This is a genomic window from Mycobacterium sp. NGS11 (assembly GCF_059813315.1).
Genome location: NZ_JCALEJ010000001.1, coordinates 97,210 through 116,313, shown reverse-complemented (window position 1 = coordinate 116,313; position 19,104 = coordinate 97,210). Strand labels below are relative to the sequence as shown.

Below are 19,104 nucleotides of genomic sequence, written 5' to 3'. Positions count from 1 at the left end.
GTCAGACATGCACTGGCAGGCTCGCCCAGCCGCGGACGCTGGTGGTGTGAGCGCGCTTGGCGTTGTGGTCGTCGACTTCCCAGTCGGGCCATCTGGTGAGCACTTCCTCAAGGGCGATGCGTGCCTGAACCCGCGCCAGCGCAGCACCCAGGCAGAAGTGGATGCCGTGCCCGAAGGACAGATGTGCCACCCGCCGGTGGATGTCGAATCGGTCGGCGTCGACGAATTGGCGTTCATCGCGGTTCGCGGATCCATTGAGCAGCAACATCACCGACCCTTCGGGTACCGTCTGCGCATAATATTCGACGTCACGGGCCACATGGCGCGCCTGCACGGGTGACGGGGCCTCGTAGCGCAGCACTTCCTCGACCGCCCCGGGAATCAGGCTGAAATCCGCTGCGAGCTCTCGGCGCTGGTCGGGGTGATCGGACAACAGCTGCCCGGCGAAGCCGATCAACCGCGTCGTGGTCTCGTTGCCGGCGCCCACGACAGTGCCCGTGTAGGTCAGCACCTCTGCACGGGTCAACCGCCTGCGGCTACCGTCCGGTTCCTCGACCTCGGCGTTGACCAGTTCGGTCATCAGATCATCGGAGGGGTGGTCGTAGCGCCAGTCGATGAACTCCTCCAGCATCGATCCCTGACGCGTCAGCATGTCATCGGCCACCTGGACGAGCCCGCCGTCTTTCAATTCGAGGAGCCGGTCGGTGTTCCGCCGGATCGCGATCTGCCTGTCCTCAGGTATGCCCAGCAGGTACCCGATCGTGCGCATCGGCATCCACGCGCCGAGGTCGGCGATGAAGTCGAATGTGTCGGCGTCCGCAAGGGGCTCCAGCGCGCGCCGGCAGAACTCCCTGGCCAGCGGTTCGATGGCCGCCATCCGACGCGGCGTGAACACCCCTGACAGCAATCGTCGGTGCGCATCGTGAATCGGCGGGTCCTCGAACAGGATGATCCCGGGAGGCACCTCGACCCCGTTGAGGATGATGTCGATGGTGGTGCCTTTACCGGACCGGTAGTCATTCCAATTCACCAGCTCGCGCGCAACATCTGCGTGCCTGCTCAACGCGTAAAAGCCGTACTTGTCGTTGTAGTAGAGCGGCGCGGCATCACGCAGTTGTTTCCATACGGGATACGGGTCGTTGTCGATCTCGAAGTCAAAAGGGTCGTAGTACGGATCAACCTTCACCCTGTATGTCACAGGACGAGAATAGGCGTTATCGGCTGCCGTAACGACTTTTTGCCTTACGAACATCGATGCGACCGATACATTGAAGGTCCGCGATGGGGACGTGAAGGGAGCGATGCTTGACCGCCAGCACCCGTCCGTTACGAGTCATCCAATGGGCCACCGGCGCCGTGGGCACCGAGATGGTCACAACCATCCTCGATCACCGGCCAGACATCCAGTTGGTGGGCGCGCGGGTCTATGCCGATGCGAAGAACGGCGTAGACATCGGAACCCTGGTCGGCAGAGAGCCGATCGGCGTCACCGCAACTACCGATGTCGCTCAGATCCTCGCGCTCGAGGCCGACCTGGTGTTGTACGCACCGTCCTTCACCAGTATCGACGATGTCTGTGCATTGTTGGAGAGCGGAAAGAACGTGGCAACGCCGGCGTTCCTATTCCACCCGCGACGCATCCCCGAAGCCGACCGCGTTCGCCTGCAGGCCGCATGCGACAAAGGCAACAGCACCATCCACGGCAGCGGCCTCAATCCAGGCAACCTGTCCGGCGTGCTGCCCCTGGCGCTGTCCGGGATGAGCCGCACGATCGATCGGATCACGCTGCAGGAGCGCGCCGACTGGACGCTGTGGGATAGCACCGAGATCACCTTCGACGGGATGTGGTTCGGTCGGCCAATCGAGGAGGTCACGCCGACAGCCAACGAGTACCTCAAGTTCTTGACGAGACTGTTCGTCGAGCAGACCTGGTTCATCTCCGACACCCTGAACGCAGACATCGACGATGTCTCGGTCACGCTTGAGACCGTCCCCGCGACAAAGGACTTGCAGATCTTCGACTACGTTGTCGCGGCTGGCACCACGGCCGGGCAGCGATGGAATTTCGTCGGCCATCGCAACGGCGAGACGCTAGTCGAGTTCGAGACGCTATGGACGCTCGGCGGTGAATACCCGGAGCACTGGCCCAAACCTCTTGACGGCTGGACGCTGACCATCGAGGGCGATCCATCCATGCGTACGCACTTCTTTCCCCTGGCCAGCTTTTCGCGCGAGGCCTCGATCGAGGAGCACGTCAGAGCTGGACTGATCACCGTCGCCATGCAGGTCGTCAACGCCATCCCAGCCGTGTGCGCCGCGCCGGCAGGGTTCGCGACCATGGCCGACCTCCCGCTGATCCGCAGCTACACCGGTTTCGGCCATCGAAGTCTGGGTGCGCTCTAGCCGTTTGTCCAGTGCGCGACAAACGGGGCGATCGTGGAAATGTCGTAGAGGCCCGGATCGGCCGCCACGACCATCGGTATCGCGTTGATCGCATGCATTGCGGTGGCCAAGCACCCTTGTTTGGAGTGGTCTTCGTCGTGCGACCCGATTACGAGGTGGCACCTCAGGTTCGGCTCGCCGTCAAAACTCACGTCGTAGCCGATATCGGTGGGCCACTCCGGCGCGAGGTCATCTGCCATGCGGGTGAGGTGCTCGACCGCTAATGTGGTTGCGCCGCAATCGACCTCGACACCGAATCGCATGGCGGCCACGGTGCCCGCGGGGATCTCGCCGGCGGCCACCGTCAACACTCGCGGGGTGGTCCGGACGTCACGGAAACCCTGAACGGACCTGATCTGCAGCCCCAACGACTGCGCGAGCACGGTGGCACTGCCGATCCAGGCGCTCGCCGCGTACTCGGTGTTGCTCAGCAGCGGCGTCGTGTCGTCGGGCGTATGCCCGAAACCCATGGCGTTGAAGATCAGATCGTGGCTGGCGTAGGTCGAGTAGTCGAGCACCTCACGGACGCTGATCCGCCCGACGCGCGCGGTGAGGCGCGACAGGATGGGCGTGAGTGATTCGCCGAAGAATCCGGGATATAAACCAACTCCGAGGAACGAGGATTGTCCTGTGCTACAGGCGTTCTCGATGCCGTCTGCCAGCGATGCATGCAGCGACCGGGGATGGATGAACCGGCTCCCGGTGGCCACGACGTTCTTGCCCGACGCGAGGAGCTCGCACACGTCGGCAAAACAGCCGGGCGTATCGGTCTCGACCTTGCCCATGTAGAGCACCACGTCCGCGTCAGTGCTGATGATCTCGTCGCGATCGGCGGTGGTGCGAAGTCCGACTTCGCCCACACCGCACAGCGTGCCGGCGTCCACACCCGCCTTTGCGGTGCCGTACACGCGCACCCCTACCAGTTCCAGATCCGCCCGTTCGATGACGTGACGAAGCGACATCATCCCGGTAACGCCGGTCGCCCACTGGATCACCCGTGTCATGGCATATCGCTTTCAGTCCCACACCACGTCAAGGCGGGGCGGGGAACGGAACATCGTGCCGGTGATGTACGGCGGCGCCGCGTCCGGGTCGAGCCGCAGATTGGGGAGTTCATCGAATATCGCATTGAATATTTTGGTTGTCTCGAGCCGGGCTAGGTGCATACCGAGGCACACATGCGCTCCGTGAGCGAAGCCGATGTGCGGCTTGCGTTCCCGGAAGATGTCGAACCTCTCGGGTTCGTCCCATCGTGTTTCGTCGTGATTCGCGCTGCCCAGGCTGAGCATCATGGTCGCGCCCTTGGGAATGTGTATGCCACCCATCTCGGTATCGGAGGTGACCTCCCGCATGAAGTTGAGCAGCGGGGTTTCCCAGCGGATCCCTTCCTCGATGGCCTGAGCTAGCAACGTGCGATCGTCACGGACGGCGTCGAGTTGGTCGGGATGCGTCAAGAGGGCCAGGCCAAGACTGGCCGTCGACCTCGAGGTCGTCTCCGCGCCGGCCGGAAGCAGGTTGCGCATGAAACCGTAGATCTGTTCGTCGGACATCTTTACGCCGTTGACTTCGGCACCGGCCAGGATCGAAACCATGTCGTCCTTCGGGGCTATGCGTCGGTCGGCAAGTATCCCGACGAAGTACTCCTTCATCTCGGCCGACGCGCGCAACGCGCACTCCATGTTCCCCCGGAAACCCAGCAGGTCGATGGCGAGTCGGTGAAACTGCAGCACATCAGCATCCGGAAGGCCCAGCAGCGCCGCGATCACCCGCACCGGGATCGGCATGAAAACCGCGTCGACGAGGTCGGCACGCTTGGCGTCCTTGAATTTCGCGATGGTTTTTTCCACCAAGGGGCCTACGAGTTCGGCGTCCCAGCGCTTCATCGAAGAGCGGGCGAAGGCGAACTCATGCAGTTTGCGATAGACCGCGTGTTCGGGTTCCTGCATCTCCAGGATCGTCGGACCCTGGAGTGGCCGGACGACATCTTCATAGCAGCGCGTGCTGAAGGTGATGTTGTCGGTGAAGATTGCCTTGACGGTGTCGAACGTGTAGGCGGTGAAGATTGGCGGGCCGTCACCCGAATTGCCGTCCATCCCCATCTCCGGCCAGCCGGCGTGCACCGGACTCTGCGCACGGAGTTTCCTGAGCATCGGATATGGCGATGCGTCGCCGTCGGCACCCATGCCTTGGTTGAATCTGTCCTGTGCGTCTCGAATGCTCTGTTCAAGCTCCTCGACAGTCGCCGGCTCGGCCATGTGACGACTCCTCACTCATGCATCGGCTCGCACAACATACACCTTGCTGGTTGAAAACCTACATGATGTAGGTTGAGGGCACCAATAACTGTGGATCGCCGAAAGAGCAATCAGGAGCGTTCGATTGGCAACTCGAGTCGTGCAATGGGCTACGGGCGCGGTGGGCCGTGCCGCGCTGCAGGAACTGATTGAGAATCCCGATTACCAGTTGGTCGGTGTGCTGGTGTACGACCCGGCCAAGGCCGGGCAGGACGCCGGAACCTTGTGCGGGCTGCCACCCACCACCGGAGTGCTTGCGACATCGGACAAGGAGGAGATCTTCGCGCTGGGCGCCGACGTCGTCATCCATGCCGCCAGCAAGGCGCATGCCGTCGAAACCAACGCCGAAGATATCTGCCGACTACTCGCGTCGGGAACCAGTGTCATCACGACCACCTCGTACAACCATCTGCCCACCTACGGGGCGGAGACCGAGCGCGCCTTTGTCGCAGCCTGCCGCGCAGGCGGGTCCCGCTTCCACGCGGCGGGTGAGAATCCGGGCTTCATGTTCGAACGCCTGGTCGCCACGGTAACGGCGCTGTGCAAGAGCATCGACCGGATAGATCTCTACGAGGCCACCGACGTGTCGGCGGTCGACAGCAAACCGATGCTCGTCGACCTGATGGGCATGGGCAGACCGCCCGGAGATGTCAGCGTTGATTCCCCGATCATCAAAAAGCTCGATTTGGCCTATCGCCAGGCGCTCAACGCCACCGCCGACGTCCTTGGGACCACGCTGTCACATGTCGACGTCTCGGTCGACGCAACGACACTTCCCCACGACCTCGAGGTCCGCGCCGGCACCATCGAAGCGGGAACTGTCGTGGGACAACGGTTCTCGTGGGTCGGCCATTGGTCTGACCGGCCGCTGCTTGCCATCCACGAGGAGTGGGTCCTTACCCGCGACCTCCCGCAGTGGGGCCTAAGGCCCCTCGCTCCCGGCGAAAAGGCACCGCTGATCCGGGCCGTCATCAAGGGAAAGCCCAGTTTCGAGTTGCAGCTGGATGTCGGATGGGACGGCGATCCGCCCACCGGAACGCACGCCGAGCCGGGGCATCTCATGATCGCGATGGGGGCGGTCCGCGCGATTCCCGACGTGCTGGCTGCGCCACCCGGCGTCGTCACCGCCCCAGTATTCGGTGCGATCCAGCTAGCGGGTGCCGACACCAACCGCGCGTGAGATGTGGTCGCTGGGCGCAGCATGGAACACGTGCGCCGAACCGTCCGGCAGCACCCGGCGCGCGATCAAATAGTCCGTTCCCATCCAGCCCTGCCGGATGTAGCGGCCGAATCGCAGGAATGTCCCCGGCGCCCCACTGGCCGACGGGACGAGTTTGACCTGCTCGATGCCGTCCTTAACGCCATCTCCGGTCAACGGCCGGGCCGCCGCGAGGCCGCGCGCTATCACGGTCGCCACGTCGTGCGTCAGGCCGGGCATCGAATGTGCCGGCCTGCGACCATATCGGGCCTCGAAACGATCCAGGAACGCCTGCCCCACGAGGTTGCGTTCGTCGTAGCTGTCCAGCCCGACCCAGCCCGACAGCTGTCGCATCCACTCGGCGTTGATGTGCGCCATCTCGAATGCCGTGGTGGTGTACCGCGGCGGGTCCCATCCTGCCGCCAGCAGCGCGTCGGTGAAGCCCCACAGCCCGTGGCCGAACCCGACATGCACCAGGGCGTCTGGCTCGGCATTCCGCAGCTCGTTGACGACCTTGGACTTGTCGGCTTCCACCTGCGGTATCGCGACCGTGCTCACGACCTTCAATCCGGCAGCGGAATAAGCCTTTTCGGCGAACGCGAGGTACTCCTTACCGATCAGAGATGCTTCGTAGGCGATTGTTATCCGCGACCGGCCGTCCCCGAGCATCACGGCGGCCAGCATCACCGGCTCTTCGGGCATCGATCCGTTGTTGAGCGCAAACGTCCACTCGCCGAGCGCCCCCTCGGAGCCCGACAGGATGATATTGGGAACCTTGGCAACTCGATTGGCGTGCGCGGCCAATGGCACCGCGTTGTCGGAGACATACGGACCGTAGATCGCGAGGCACCCCTCGGCCACCAGCTCGTCGTAGGCAGTCTCCACGGCGTGGTACGTGCCGTTGGGCAGGCCGATCACATGGCGTTCCACCAGTTCTATCGGCCGGTCGACCAGACCCGCGGCGACCGCCTCGTCGAAGACCAACCGCAGTGTGTCGAGAGTGTCGTTCTCGGTGCCGGCTTGGGTCGGATAATCGTTGAGCAAGCCCACTTTCAACGGCGCAACCGATCCGTACGCGCGAACCTTTTCGTCTGCCATTAGGGCAACATACAATACGAAGGTTGTCTGCCAGCCTACGGAAATGGGCGTTTACGAAACCGCATATACGAATTACCGGCTATTGGTAGCGTCGCCGCCATGTCCGTCGAATCGACCACCGGCAAGAAGTACCGCATCATCCAGTGGGGCATGGGCAATGTCGGGACGCTCGCGCTGCGCCACATGGCGCACAACCCCGTCTTCGAAGTTGTCGGGGTGCTGTGCAATCGCCCGGAGAAGGTGGGCAAAGACGCCGGCGAGCTCGTCGGGGTTCCACCCATCGGCGTTGTGGCCACCACCGACAAGAACGCGCTCGAGGCGTTAGACGCGGACTGCGTGTTCTATGCGCCCCTGTGGTCAGACATCGACGAGATCTGCCGACTGCTGCGTGGCGGCAAGAACGTCGTCGCCTCGGGTGGCGCGTGGTGGCACCGAACCGAGGCCAACGCGGCTGACATAGACAAGATAGAGCTCGCATGCGCCGAGGGCGCGACGTCTTTCCACGGCGGCGGAATCCATCCCGGCTACGCCGCGGACCTGCTAGTGCTCACCTTGGCCCGGATCGTCGGCAGGACCGACCACATCCACATCTACGAGGCGGTCAACTTCAACAAAGACACCTTGAAGTATCTAGACGAGATGGGATTTGGGAAGACACCGGACGAGTTCGCCAAGGGCAATCTCTTCGCCGACGCCTGGTCGCTGTTCGCGCAGTCGCTGACCATGGTGGTGGAAGGACTGGGCAAGACCGTGGAGAGGTTCACGACGGAGGTCAAGCTAGGCATCGCAACCCGCGACATCCCGTACGAGGGCACCGCGGATATGGACATGCCGGGGCTGAAGGGCGTGATCAATATGGGAACCGTCGCCGCCCAGCATCATCTCTGGACGGCATGGGTGGACGGCAGGCCGTTCATTACGCTGCACGAGCTGTACTCGTTCATCGAACACGACGCCATAGAGCCCAAACCTGACTGGGAACCCTACTACCACTACAGGATCGTGATCGAGGGCGAGCCGGGCACCGAACTGATTCTGCGCGGTGACCAAAACGCTCGCGACACCGCCAAACCCGGCTACGTCGGCTATGCGTGGACGGCGATGGAGCCGGTGAACACCATTCCCGCCATCTGTGACGCACCCGCGGGGTTCAAGTCCCACAGCGACCTCGGGCTGATGCGGGTGATCGGCATCGTGCGTTGAGCACTCAACATACAGGTTGAATGTTGCTACGATGCTGGAATGGCCAAGCGTGGTGGCGCCGACGTCGAGCGCCGGGCGAGGGGAGATCGGACTCGGCGCGATTTAGTCGACGCCGGTCGCGCGCTGTTTGTCGAGAAAGGATATTTCGAAACCAGTATTTCGGACCTGGTGACGAGGTCCGGTGTAGGCACTCGCGGTGCTTTTTACCACCACTTCAAGGACAAGGCCGAACTCTTTCGCGCGGTCTTCGAAGAGGTCGAACGCGACCTGACACTGCGATCGCTCGCCTCACCTCCGCAAGGCGCGGACGCATGGGAAAAGTTGGCCGTCGGGATGCGGGGATTCCTCGAGTCCGCTCTCGAACCCGAAGTGCAGCGCGTCATGCTCATCGACGGGCCGGTGGTGCTGGGTTGGCGGACGCTGCGGTCCATCCAGGAGAGCAACAGCATTGCCCTGATCAACGAGATGGTGGACGAAGCGATCGCCGAGGGCATTATCGACGACCACCCGGTCGGCGAGCTGACCCATCTACTGGTGGCGGCAGTCGAGGAGGCAGCGCTCCTCGTAGCGCACGCCGACCGCCCAGCCAAGGCGCGGGCCAGGGCTGCCAAGGTTCTCGACCGGCTCCTGCTGAGCTTCGCCGTCGAGCCTCGAAAAGTCCTGCGGCGATAGGTTTCTGCCCGGAATGGGGAACTCGTCACCCTTATATTGGAAATGATTGTTTTCGATACCTGAATATTGCGCTTCTACCGAAATGATAATGTTCCTCTCAACTGCTTCGAGGAGAGCCGATGCCTGACACACCATCGCTGAGAGTTGCCGTGGTCGGAGCGTCTGCAGGTCTGGGCCGATGCATCGGAATGGGTTTGGCCGACAGGGGTGCCAGGGTCGCCCTCCTCGCCCGGCGTCGTGACCGATTGGAACGCGCCGCCAAAGAGGCGGGCAACGACGCGGTCGCGGTCACCTGCGATGTCACCGACGGCGGGGCATGTGGGCAGGCGATCGCCGAGGTCGTCGAAACCTTCGGTGGACTGGACGCGCTCGTCTACACCACAGGTGTCGGTGTGTTGGCACCGCTCACCGACGTCAGCGCCGATCAGTGGGGAAAGTTGTTCGCCACCAACGTGACCGGCGCGTCACTGATCACCGCTGCTGCCGCACCCCACCTCGCCGCTACTGCGGGATCTGCGGTGTACCTGTCGTCACTGAGCGCCTCCTATTCCGCGCCGTGGCCGCTGCTTGGCGCTTACGCGGTGTCCAAAGCAGCACTCGACAAGCTCGTCGAGGCATGGCGCATCGAACATCCGAACATCGGCTTCACCCGACTCGCGGTCGGAGACTGCTTCGGCGGTGAGGGCGACTCACAGACCGAGTTCAACAAAGCCTGGGACCCCCAGGCGCTGGAGAGTGCCATCCACTACTGGATGGACCACGGCTACATGCAGGGCGGCCTTGTCGAGGCCGAACACCTTGTCGATGTCGTCCATTCCGTACTCCGTTGCGGTAGCAGCAGTTTCATCCCCTATCTAACCCTTGCGCCTCGGCCGTCCGGCGCCGTGGCCGAACTTCGACAATGGTGAAGGACGTCTGAAGGAAACCGCGATGAAATCAAGAGCGGCCGTGTTGCACGGTGTAGGTGTGGACTGGGAAGTCACCGAGGTCGAACTCGATCCGCCACATGCCGGCGAGGTCCTCGTCAAGATGGCGTACGCCGGCATCTGTCACTCCGACGAGCACTTCTACACCGGCGACAGTGTGCCCAGTAAGGAAATGGAAGAGATGATGCGGGCGTCGGGGCTCGCGGTGCCCGAGTGGTTTCCCATGCTGGGCGGACACGAGGGCTCCGGCGTTGTGGAAGCGGTCGGCCCCGGGGTGAAGACGTTGCAGCCCGGTGACCACGTGGCCATCTCGTTCCTCCCCGCCTGCGGCAGCTGCCGATGGTGCGCGACCGGCTACACGTACCTGTGTGACGTGGGCGCCGATATCTACGACAAGGCGATGACCACCGATGGCACCCGACGTCGCCATCTGGGGGGCGAGGACCTCATGGCGATGATGCAGGTCGGCACCTTCTCGGAGTACGTAGTGGCATCCGAGCGCTCACTGGTCAAAGTCCATGACTGGATCTCCCTAGAGGCTGCCTCCCTGGTGTCCTGCGGCGTGACAACGGGATTCGGGTCCGGTTCGGTCGCGGTGGGCACCCAACCGGGTGACACGGTCGTCGTCGTCGGTGTCGGCGGTATCGGCATGAACGCCGTGCAAGGCGCGAGGGTCGCGGGCGCCAAGCACATCATCGCCGTCGACCCCAACGAGTTCAAACGTGAGATTGCGCCGACGTTCGGCGCCACCCACACCGCTATCGACACCGGCGCCGCGCTGGAACTGGTCAAGGAGATCACCTGGGGGGTGATGGCCGACCGGGTCGTTCTCACGCCCGGGGTGGTGCCCGTAGACATGGTGATGATGGGAATGATGTTGTTACGCAAGGGCGGAACGTGCGTGCTGACCGCAATGCCCAAGATCACCGACCTGATGGTGCCGATGGTCCTTACTGACATGATCAGCTCATGTAAAACATTCAAGGGTGTGCTTTACGGCGAGATGAACCCGCGGGAAGCCATGCCGAAACTACTGTCGATGTACGAGGCGGGCCTGATCAAGCTCGATGAGCTGGTCACACAGAAGTACAAGCTCGACGACATCAACGAGGCCATGAAAGACCTTCGGGCTGGCAAGAACATCCGCGGTGTCATCGCCTTTTGACATGCCCTTGTCAAGTCGGCTCCGTCACTGACGTTGTCGCCGTGACCGCGTGTTCAATTTCGTCGAATATGCTGTCCGGCAGCAATATGCCAGATGGATCGAGGATCCGGTCGAGGTTGGCCGCGACGTCCTCGGCGGCCAGAGCGCCGTCTGCGCTGAACCAGCCACGGGTAACACCGATCTGCAATGCGGCCACTCGTCCCCGGAATGCGCTGAACGCCCGATGTGTCTGTGTGCAATGCTCGCTGGCGAGATAGGCGACGACGGGCGCCACCTGATCGAGCCGCAAAGTCTCCAGGAAGGCGCGCGCGTCGGGACTCTCGCCGGCCTCCCCCATGAGGGCCGCGGCCATTCGTGTGTCGCCCATCGGCATGACGACGTTGGCTTTGATTCCGTGCGCCGCGCCCTCCAGCGCTGCGACGTTCATCAAGCCGAGCATCCCCGTCTTCGCAGTGGCGTACCCCAACAACCCAGGCTGACCGAAAACCCCCGCAGCGGACGATACGAACACCAGCCGGCCGTACCCGGCGTCCCGCATGACCGCGAAACTCGGGCGAACGACATGAAAAGCGGCCAAGAGATGGTGGCGCAGCAGCGCTTCGAAGCGTTCGGTCGGCCAGTCCGAAAAGGAATCGTTGTGGATGATGCCGGCATTCGCGACGACGGCATCCAGCCGGCCGAACTCCGCCACGGCAAGGTCGACTGCGGCCTGCCCGCCCAGTTCGGTGCTGGCGTCGGACACGCAAGCCACCGCGCGTCCGCCCGCCGCACGGATTGCGGTGGCGACCTCGTTGGCCGGTTCGACGTCCCCACCGCTTCCGTCGGTAGCGATGCCGTTGTCGTGGACCACCACCGCCGCGCCACGCCGAGCTATTTCATGGCAGTACGACTCGCCGAGGCCGCGGCCACCGCCAGTGACCAGCACGACCCGATCAGTGAAAGAAATCATTTGCGCCCTGGTGATCTCGAGACGCCGTCGGTGCCGCCGACAATCGGATAGTCCTTAAGTAAGCCGACTTTCACTGGAGCCGCAAAGCGGTACGTGCGAACTTGGCCATCTGCCATGGCTGCAACATACACGGCGATGGTTGTCCCGGGCGATACGCATTCCAAACGCCGCAGGGGCCGAAATGGCGGTCTACGAAAGGTCGGCATCCCACCGGCTACGCGCGTCAGTTGCCGACGCCGCCCTCGCGCAAGAAGTTGACGGTATAGCCCTGGTAGGTCAGGTCGTTCGGATCAAGCCCGATGAGCGCTAGGAACGGGTACCACTCGCGAGAGTCGACGAACCAGTCCCAGCGGCTGATGTGACCGTCCTCATTGGTCCAGACATAGTCCCACTCATGCAGTTCCAGCACCGTCCCGTCGCCAAGCGTTCCCGCGTAGGTGTCACGAACCGCGAAGCCCCATTCGGCGGCAATGCAGTCGAAAGGAGTGACGATCCGGAAGTCCGGCATGTGTTTCCACCACATACGGAACTCTGGGGTGAGCATGTCACCATCGGGCGCGTATTCGGCCATTGCTGCTGCTAATTCGTCCGAGAAGAGGTCCACCATCGGCTGCGCTAGACCACCGTTGAATAGTGGGCACATCATGACGGCGTCAGGTGCATAAATCCAGTCTTCGCCATAGGTGACGAAGTTCGTTTGGGGAGCCTTCGCATAAGCTTCCCACTTGGCGTAGGCCATCCTCTGGTGGAGCGCCACGCGATCTACGGTCATCCCATCCAGCCCTTTCAGCAGCTCATGCTCCGGCAGCTAGTGTAAAGGAAGCATGTCAAAAAACGAGAACGATTGTTCTCAGTTTGACCACAGAATTTTTGGCGGCCATCGGAACGACTACTGGTGTGCACCCACAACCCGACGAATTACATGGTGGAGCTGCCGGGAATCGAACCCGCCCCAGAGATCGCCTTGACCTGAGTAAATGTGGAATTTTAGTACGCGAAACGACGCGAAAGTACGCAAAATGACCTGCGGATACGCCAAAGGTGTTGATGGCATCAACGACAGGCCAAGCCTTTCGTCGTGTCAGGTAGATCGGCGTGCCCATCGGGTCAGTGACTTCAGAGGCCGGGCGGCGCAGGTCTGTGCTCGCGCCCGGAAGGGTTGGTCAGGCTGGCGTCAGGTGGATCGGTAGGTGGGTCGGGCCGCGTAGCGAACTGTGGGTCGACCAGGTGGTCGAGCCGTTGGGGCTTAGGCGACTGACGTGGGTGACGAGTTGTCGAAGCACGGCTTGGGCTTCCATTCGAGCAAGTGGTGCGCCGATGCACATGTGTGGGCCGTAGCCGAAGGCGACGTGGGTTCGCGGGTTGCGGTCAGCACGGTACTCGTCGGGTTCGTCGAACACTGCGGGGTCGCGATTCGCCGCTCCGAAGGAGAGCAGCACGCGTGACCCGGCGGGAATGGTGATGCCCCCGATTTGATAGTCCGCGCGGGTGTAACGGTAGAGGTTCTGTATTGGCGTCGTGATGCGGAGTTGCTCCTCGACGGCGATCGGGATGAGGTGGGGGTTGGCGCGTATCAAGTCGTACTGATCGGGGTGATGTGCGAGAGTGTCGAACATTCCACCGAGAAGGTTCGTGGTTGTTTCGTTCCCGGCGATCAACAGGTGGATTGCGATGATCCAAAGCTGACGATCGGTGAGGCTGCCATCGGTGTTGTGTTCGAGGAGCCGCCCCAGCACAGTGCCCGATCCTTTGAGTGCGCCCTGTGCGAATTGCTTCACGAAGTAGCGCTGCAACGCCACCATTGCGGATATTGATCTGGTTGCCTCTGTGAGACCTGCGGGTGTTGGGTTCAATTCCATGACTTTCACGGCGTTTTCTGACCACCAACGGAAGTCATTGACGTCGTCTTCGGGTACGCCGAGGATCTGAGCGATCAGGCGGATTGGCATCGGTATCGCCAGGTGCTGCACGACATCGCAGCCGGGGTTGTTCAACACGTCGGAGACCAGTTCCGCGGCTAGCTTCTCGACGATTCCCTGCCAAGCGCTCATGGCTCCCTTGCTGAATCCCGGCTGGATCTGCTTACGGAGTCGGGCGTGTTCTTCGCCGTCGCTCAGAACCGCGAGCGGTGCCGACATTCTCAATCGGGTGACCCCTTGAGTACTGGTGACCTGATCGGTGTCGCGCAGTGCAGCTCGCACGTCGTCGAGTCGGCTGACGATCCAGGTGGCTCGCCTGGGGTTGTAGTGCAGCCGGCCACTTCTGTGTAGGGCGCGGTAGGCGTCGAATGGTTGGGCAGCGGTGATCGGATTCTGTGGGTCAAAGTCCGTGTTCACCGCGCCGGTCCAAGCGTCGTAGCCGCGCCGGCGGGTGCGTATCGCGGCAGCCAGGTTCATCCGGACGGCATTACTGAAAGGCCAAATGGCTTCGGCAACCCCTTGGGCGGTCTGACCGATCGACATTTCGTTCCCCTTACCCGAGCCCCCGGCTCCCCTGACTGCATCCGTGCCGAATTCGAACTTGGTTGTGGACGATGTTGTTCGTCAAATGAATGACGTAAAGCAGATACGATGGTCAACTGCCGACTCATTCGAGGATTCGCCATCATGACCCCGATCGTCGTTTCGATGGCACCGTTGATGTAGGTGAACATGCGCGCGTGTTCGCCAAAGCCGACGCGGTTGATGGGGTCGAAGAACCGTGGAACGAGAAAGTGCGCGACACCGACAACGGTGACGATGACCGCGACGCGGTGTTCGCGGCCTCTTCCCGAACGACGAGTAGTTGTGTCGGTCATTGAAGTTGCGGGGTGTTCCGAGCGACGGCGATCATGTCTCTCATCGTGAACGCTGCGAGAACGCCGCCGTCGCAGGCGATATCGACGCCAGTCATATAGCTGGCCTTGGTGTCCGCGCAGAATGCCAATAGTTCTGCGACTTCCTCGGGTCTGCCGAACCGCTTCAACGCGGCGTAGTTCAACATCGCCCCCGAGCCGGCTCGTTCCTCCAACCTGCCCATGGGCGTGTCGATGGCGCCAGGAGATACCGAGATGATTCTTCCGCCGCGCTGGCCGAACCTGGCTGCCTGTGAGGAGCAGTACCACGTTACGAAGTTCTTGCTGATCGAATACGCGAACCCTGGCCGCATCTTGGTGGGCACGACGTTGCACGCCGATGTCATCTTCTTCACGAAGACGTCCTGGTCACGCAGCGCGTGCTTGAAACGCCTTTTGGGTATTAAGACTCGCGGAAAGGTGTGCGCCGCCATCGACGCAACGTTGACGATCGCAAAGCCTTCCTCCACGAGTCGGTAGAAGGCTTCGTTCACGTTGACCGTGCCCAGCGCATTGATCCGGATGATTTGCTCGGCCGAAGCCATGCTGGGACTCACCCCAGCGGTGTGGATGACCGAGCCAACGGTACCGAATGCTTTTGATTCGCAGACTAACTCGGCGACTGAGTCACGGTTGGTGAGGTCAGCCACGACGGGCTTGCACTCGACGCCGAGGTCCCGCAGCTCCGTTGTGGCCACGTCGAGGCGGGTTGGACTGACATCGCAGATGACGACCGAGTGGTCGCGTCCAACGATCTTCGCCGCGGCGAGGCCGATGCCACCCGCGCCTCCGGTGATTACGCACAGTTCGCGCATTCGCGACCTTTCCGCTCGGCGGGAAGTCCCACTTCGAGGCGAACCCATCCCCGCTCGGTCACGGTCTAACGCCTGGCTGGCCGGGTCCCTCACTATTTACGAGATGTTTTTTCTCGTAAATAGTGACACATTGTGCTGCCGATGTACATGGCCGCCTCGCCCAGACGTAGAAGAGTCAGGACGCCCAAGATTTGTTTTAGGGTCGTCACGTGAGCCAACCCCGCCGAGGGCGACCGCGTAGCGCGGCCGTGCATGAGGCCATCCTCGACGCCACGCGCACCCTTCTGGTCGAAGTCGGGTACAGCGGAGTGTCTATGGACAAGGTCGCTGCCAATGCCGGAGTGGGAACGCAAACGGTTTATAGACGGTGGCCGTCGAAAGCTCCTTTGGTGGCCGAAGCGGTAATGCAGGCCTATGCGCAAGCCGACTTCACACTTCCCGATACGGGAGACACGGTCGAAGATCTGAGGACCTGGATGCACGAATCCGCCGCGCTCAGTGCCGCCCCTGAGAACATCGCACTCGTCCGCGCTCTGGCCGCTGCCGCCGCTGAGAACCTTCGAGACCGCGACACCTTGTACCAACAACTCACTAGCCGCTTCCACGCCGCGGTGATGCAGCGGTTGCACACCGGCATCTCGTTGGGTCAAATTCGCGTCGACGCCGACATCGAGGCTGCCGCTGACGCATTGATTGGAGCCACGCTATATCGCATGCTCAGCGTCACATCGACCGCAGGCGAGGCGATCAGACGTTATGACGGGCTAATAGACGCATTGATGAATGGCCTCTCGACGCGCTGACCCGATCACCTGAAAGTGACTCCGAACGGGACAGACATGCAGGCTAGGTCAATCCCGCGCCGGCCCGCTCTCCCCGGCGACGGTGTTGCTTCGCGACGAGTGAAGTCCAGGCGCCACCACTCGTTATTCTCATCTGCGACAAACGTATTGAGCGCGTCACCGGTTCAGGGAGAATCCGCGACAGTCGAGTGTGGAACTCCGAGTCCTTCCGCCAAATTCTGTAAGGCGATTTCGGCCAGGGGTAGATCGACGTCCAGTTCCCTGCCAAGCCGCAGCGCCAGACTGAGATCCTTCTCGCCCAGCGCGCAGGTGTGGGTGAACGGTTGGTAGAGGAAATGATCCGGGTCGAGTGGGCGGCTCATGTCGTCGCGAAACATCATGGCGCCGGCGCCACCGCTATGTGTGTCTGTATGACGCACAATTCGGCCCAACGCTTGAACATCGAGGCCTGCACGTTCGGCCAGTTGCATCGCCTCGCAAGCGGCCGCGAAGGAAGTGAAGGTCAGCATGTTGCGCGCCAGTTTCATTCGCGTGCCGGCGCCCGGCTCGCCGGCATGGACGACCATCGACGCCCACTGTTTGAACGCCGGCTTGACGCGCTCGTAGGTCTCCCGGTCTGCGCCCACCATGACAGCGAGTTCACCCGTCTTGACGGCCTCCACACCACCGCTGACCGGTGCGTCGATGAGCTGAATGCCCTTGACTTGGAGTTCTTCTGCCAATTCGGACGCGGTGTTGTGGTTGATCGTAGAATGTATCGCGATGACGGTATCCGGTTGAGCGTGAGCGGTGAGGTCGGCCACCACGTCGCGGACTTGCTCGTCGTTGAGCACCATGACACTGATGATGTCGGCGACCGCCACGTCGCTCGTGGTCCGGGCCACCTCGGCACCGGCTTCGGCGAACGGCGTTGTGGCGTCGGCTCTTACGTCGAAAACAACCAGGCCGCCGGGCCACTCGACGAGCCGCCTGGCCATCGGCGCACCCAAATTCCCTAGGCCGATGAACCCCAACTTGGGTGCATGAGTCTCAGCCATCGACATTCCTCCTCGGACTTGATGACCGTGTGGCTATTCGCATTCTTACACCTGGCGCAGCAACATCGCCGTCGTGCCGCTGTTGGCTGCTCCCACGCCTACCGCAGCCAGCTTGGCACCGTGGACCTGTCGCTCTCCAGCCTGGCCACGAATCTGCAAACACGCTTCGTGCAGATGCCCGAAGCCGTGCAGGCGTCCTCCCGATAGCTGCCCTCCGCCGGTGTTAAGGGGCAACTCTCCGCCGAGCGAAATGCGGTGAGGGTCCGAAACCCATTCGCCGGATTCTCCGACGGGACAGAAACCAAAGTCCTCGAGCCAGCAGAGCACGAAGACACTGAACCCGTCATACAGCGAGGCGACGTCGACATCGGCGGCGGTGAAGTCGGTCCGCTCCCAGATCGTGGACCATCGTGAGCTGATCCGGGTGATGTCTTGACCGCCCTCCCACGTGAAGCGGTCGTGGTGAGCACAGTCGACCGCCTCGACGGTCACCGCCGGGTGGTCCAGCCCCTCAGCATGCTCGGCGCAAGAGACGACGAATGCGGTGGCGCCGTCACAGGCGATGTCGCAGTCGAACATGCACAGCGGGTCGGAGACCATTCGCGCGTTGAGATAGGTCTCGAGGTCGAGCGGATCGCGGTAGACCGCCGACGGGTTGCGAGCGGCGTGACTCCGTTGCGTTATGGCGATCGACGCGAGCTGCTCGCGAGTAAGCCCGTATCGCAGCATCCGCGCGCGGATCTGCAGGGCCGCCAAGTTAGCCGCCGTGGCACCAAAAGGAATCTGCCAGGCCAGCATTCCGCCTGGACGGCCGCCCCCGGAACCGTATCCTTTGCGTCGGCCGGCGCCTTGCGCGGTGCCCTCCCAGATGCTGCGCCAGCAGAGCACATGGTTGGCCAACCCGCCCGCCACAGCGAGCATGGCGTCGACCACCGCGCCGAGCTGACCCGGGGACTCCACCCCCCCTGCGACCCAATTCGGCTCGATTCCCAATGCGTCATGGATGTCACGCAGTGACGCCCCAGAGAACCCGAGGCCCGGTTGGGAACTACCGGGATACGTTGTAAGGCCATCGATGTCGGCCAACGTCAGACCGGCGTCGGCAACTGCGGCCAGACATGCTTCGGCGGTGAGCTCCAGCGGATCCCGCCCCAGTCGACGACCGATTGCCGACTGACCGATGCCGCTGATGACGGTCCGCTCGGTCAACGCCTTAGTCATCAGCGCTCCGGTTCGAACAACGGAATGAACACCTCGTCGTCACCATCTACACATCGATCGAAGATGACGCGCACCGGCATGTTCTGGGTGACGTCGTCAGGTTCGACGTGCACCAGGTTGGTCAGCAGCCGCACCCGTTCGTCCTCGACCGGATTTACGAACGCGATGAGGTATGGCGGCGGGAACCCGGGGAACCATTGATGACGATTCACCGTCCAGGATTCGACAAACCCCCGGCCGCTGAGTTCGACGTATTCGGTCGCCGCATGGTCATGAGGGCACAACAGCGAGGGCGGCTGACAGAGCCGCCTGCAGGAGGTGCAGCGTTGCATGCGCAGCACTCCGTCCGCGCCCGAGGTCCAGAAGGGCCGATTCAGCGCGGTAAGCGCAGGAGCGGGACGGTGAGCTTCTGGCATGTGCGTCATGTGTTGTCGGGCGAATCAGCCTG

At 62.5% G+C, this 19,104-nt stretch carries 19 protein-coding genes; 8 read left to right on the top strand and 11 right to left on the bottom strand.

Going from position 1 to position 19,104, the window contains the following annotated elements:
* Position 1 precedes the first annotated feature (1 nt).
* Positions 2 to 1,198, bottom strand: coding sequence for a cytochrome P450 (locus tag AC5Y4T_RS00600; RefSeq protein WP_499951528.1), 1,197 nt, complete (start codon positions 1,196 to 1,198; stop codon positions 2 to 4).
* Positions 1,199 to 1,368: 170 nt separating this feature from the next.
* Between AC5Y4T_RS00600 and AC5Y4T_RS00595 the strand changes: the two genes are divergently transcribed.
* The gene (locus AC5Y4T_RS00595; protein WP_499951952.1) at positions 1,369 to 2,403 is read left to right on the top strand and encodes an NAD(P)H-dependent amine dehydrogenase family protein; all 1,035 of its coding nucleotides are present in this window, start codon (positions 1,369 to 1,371) and stop codon (positions 2,401 to 2,403) included.
* On the opposite strand, the gene AC5Y4T_RS00590 is transcribed toward AC5Y4T_RS00595, so the two are convergent.
* Positions 2,400 to 3,446: an NAD(P)H-dependent amine dehydrogenase family protein gene (locus AC5Y4T_RS00590; RefSeq protein ID WP_499951526.1), complete on the bottom strand. Its 1,047-nt coding sequence runs from the start codon at positions 3,444 to 3,446 to the stop codon at positions 2,400 to 2,402. The genes AC5Y4T_RS00595 and AC5Y4T_RS00590 overlap by 4 nt on opposite strands.
* Positions 3,447 to 3,458: 12 nt before the next feature.
* Positions 3,459 to 4,697, bottom strand: coding sequence for a cytochrome P450 (locus AC5Y4T_RS00585; RefSeq protein ID WP_499951525.1), 1,239 nt, complete (start codon positions 4,695 to 4,697; stop codon positions 3,459 to 3,461).
* A gap of 139 nt (positions 4,698 to 4,836) precedes the next feature.
* On the opposite strand from AC5Y4T_RS00585, the gene AC5Y4T_RS00580 reads away from it, so the two are divergent.
* Positions 4,837 to 5,916 (top strand): NAD(P)H-dependent amine dehydrogenase family protein, encoded by a 1,080-nt coding sequence (locus AC5Y4T_RS00580; RefSeq protein ID WP_499951951.1) that lies wholly within the window; start codon positions 4,837 to 4,839, stop codon positions 5,914 to 5,916.
* Here the strand turns inward: AC5Y4T_RS00580 and AC5Y4T_RS00575 are convergent.
* Positions 5,887 to 7,032 carry an ABC transporter substrate-binding protein gene (locus AC5Y4T_RS00575; RefSeq protein ID WP_499951524.1) on the bottom strand — a complete coding sequence of 382 codons (1,146 nt, stop codon included), beginning with the start codon at positions 7,030 to 7,032 and terminating at the stop codon, positions 5,887 to 5,889. The two genes, AC5Y4T_RS00580 and AC5Y4T_RS00575, sit on opposite strands and share 30 nt — an antisense overlap.
* A 99-nt stretch (positions 7,033 to 7,131) precedes the next feature.
* Between AC5Y4T_RS00575 and AC5Y4T_RS00570 the strand changes: the two genes are divergently transcribed.
* From AC5Y4T_RS00570 to AC5Y4T_RS00555, 4 genes are all read left to right on the top strand, one after another.
* Positions 7,132 to 8,235: an NAD(P)H-dependent amine dehydrogenase family protein gene (locus AC5Y4T_RS00570; RefSeq protein WP_499951523.1), complete on the top strand. Its 1,104-nt coding sequence runs from the start codon at positions 7,132 to 7,134 to the stop codon at positions 8,233 to 8,235.
* A gap of 39 nt (positions 8,236 to 8,274) precedes the next feature.
* Positions 8,275 to 8,907: a TetR/AcrR family transcriptional regulator gene (locus AC5Y4T_RS00565; RefSeq protein ID WP_499951522.1), complete on the top strand. Its 633-nt coding sequence runs from the start codon at positions 8,275 to 8,277 to the stop codon at positions 8,905 to 8,907.
* A gap of 119 nt (positions 8,908 to 9,026) precedes the next feature.
* On the top strand, positions 9,027 to 9,815 hold the full coding sequence (locus AC5Y4T_RS00560; RefSeq protein ID WP_499951521.1) for an SDR family oxidoreductase: 789 nt from the start codon (positions 9,027 to 9,029) through the stop codon (positions 9,813 to 9,815).
* Positions 9,816 to 9,837: 22 nt separating this feature from the next.
* Entirely contained in the window at positions 9,838 to 10,998 is a 1,161-nt protein-coding gene (locus AC5Y4T_RS00555; RefSeq protein ID WP_499951520.1) for an NDMA-dependent alcohol dehydrogenase, read from the top strand.
* A 10-nt stretch (positions 10,999 to 11,008) separates the two neighbouring features.
* Here AC5Y4T_RS00555 and AC5Y4T_RS00550 read toward each other — a convergent pair whose 3' ends face one another.
* The 3 genes from AC5Y4T_RS00550 to AC5Y4T_RS00540 all read right to left on the bottom strand — a co-directional run bounded on the left by AC5Y4T_RS00550 (position 11,009) and on the right by AC5Y4T_RS00540 (position 14,409).
* Positions 11,009 to 11,947, bottom strand: coding sequence for an SDR family NAD(P)-dependent oxidoreductase (locus AC5Y4T_RS00550; RefSeq protein ID WP_499951519.1), 939 nt, complete (start codon positions 11,945 to 11,947; stop codon positions 11,009 to 11,011).
* A 223-nt stretch (positions 11,948 to 12,170) separates the two neighbouring features.
* The gene (locus tag AC5Y4T_RS00545) at positions 12,171 to 12,719 is read right to left on the bottom strand and encodes a hypothetical protein (RefSeq protein ID WP_499951516.1); all 549 of its coding nucleotides are present in this window, start codon (positions 12,717 to 12,719) and stop codon (positions 12,171 to 12,173) included.
* 391 nt (positions 12,720 to 13,110) lie between these two features.
* Positions 13,111 to 14,409, bottom strand: coding sequence for a cytochrome P450 (locus AC5Y4T_RS00540; RefSeq protein WP_499951511.1), 1,299 nt, complete (start codon positions 14,407 to 14,409; stop codon positions 13,111 to 13,113).
* A gap of 197 nt (positions 14,410 to 14,606) precedes the next feature.
* On the opposite strand from AC5Y4T_RS00540, the gene AC5Y4T_RS00535 reads away from it, so the two are divergent.
* Positions 14,607 to 14,747, top strand: coding sequence for a hypothetical protein (locus tag AC5Y4T_RS00535; protein ID WP_499951508.1), 141 nt, complete (start codon positions 14,607 to 14,609; stop codon positions 14,745 to 14,747).
* On the opposite strand, the gene AC5Y4T_RS00530 is transcribed toward AC5Y4T_RS00535, so the two are convergent.
* Positions 14,741 to 15,595, bottom strand: coding sequence for an SDR family oxidoreductase (locus AC5Y4T_RS00530; protein WP_499919947.1), 855 nt, complete (start codon positions 15,593 to 15,595; stop codon positions 14,741 to 14,743). The genes AC5Y4T_RS00535 and AC5Y4T_RS00530 overlap by 7 nt on opposite strands.
* Before the next feature lie 209 nt (positions 15,596 to 15,804).
* Here AC5Y4T_RS00530 and AC5Y4T_RS00525 point away from each other — a divergent pair, with 209 nt between their 5' ends.
* Positions 15,805 to 16,398 carry a TetR/AcrR family transcriptional regulator gene (locus tag AC5Y4T_RS00525; RefSeq protein WP_499919946.1) on the top strand — a complete coding sequence of 198 codons (594 nt, stop codon included), beginning with the start codon at positions 15,805 to 15,807 and terminating at the stop codon, positions 16,396 to 16,398.
* Between the two features lie 164 nt (positions 16,399 to 16,562).
* Here AC5Y4T_RS00525 and AC5Y4T_RS00520 read toward each other — a convergent pair whose 3' ends face one another.
* The 3 genes from AC5Y4T_RS00520 to AC5Y4T_RS00510 are packed head-to-tail and all read right to left on the bottom strand — an operon-like array spanning position 16,563 to position 19,072.
* Positions 16,563 to 17,435, bottom strand: coding sequence for an NAD(P)-dependent oxidoreductase (locus tag AC5Y4T_RS00520; RefSeq protein ID WP_499919945.1), 873 nt, complete (start codon positions 17,433 to 17,435; stop codon positions 16,563 to 16,565).
* A gap of 45 nt (positions 17,436 to 17,480) precedes the next feature.
* Positions 17,481 to 18,656: a thiolase family protein gene (locus tag AC5Y4T_RS00515; RefSeq protein ID WP_499919944.1), complete on the bottom strand. Its 1,176-nt coding sequence runs from the start codon at positions 18,654 to 18,656 to the stop codon at positions 17,481 to 17,483.
* A complete protein-coding gene (locus AC5Y4T_RS00510) occupies positions 18,656 to 19,072 on the bottom strand; it encodes a Zn-ribbon domain-containing OB-fold protein (protein ID WP_499919943.1) in 417 nt (138 codons plus the stop codon). The genes AC5Y4T_RS00515 and AC5Y4T_RS00510 overlap by 1 nt, the downstream gene beginning before the upstream one ends.
* Between the last annotated feature and the right edge of the window lie 32 nt (positions 19,073 to 19,104).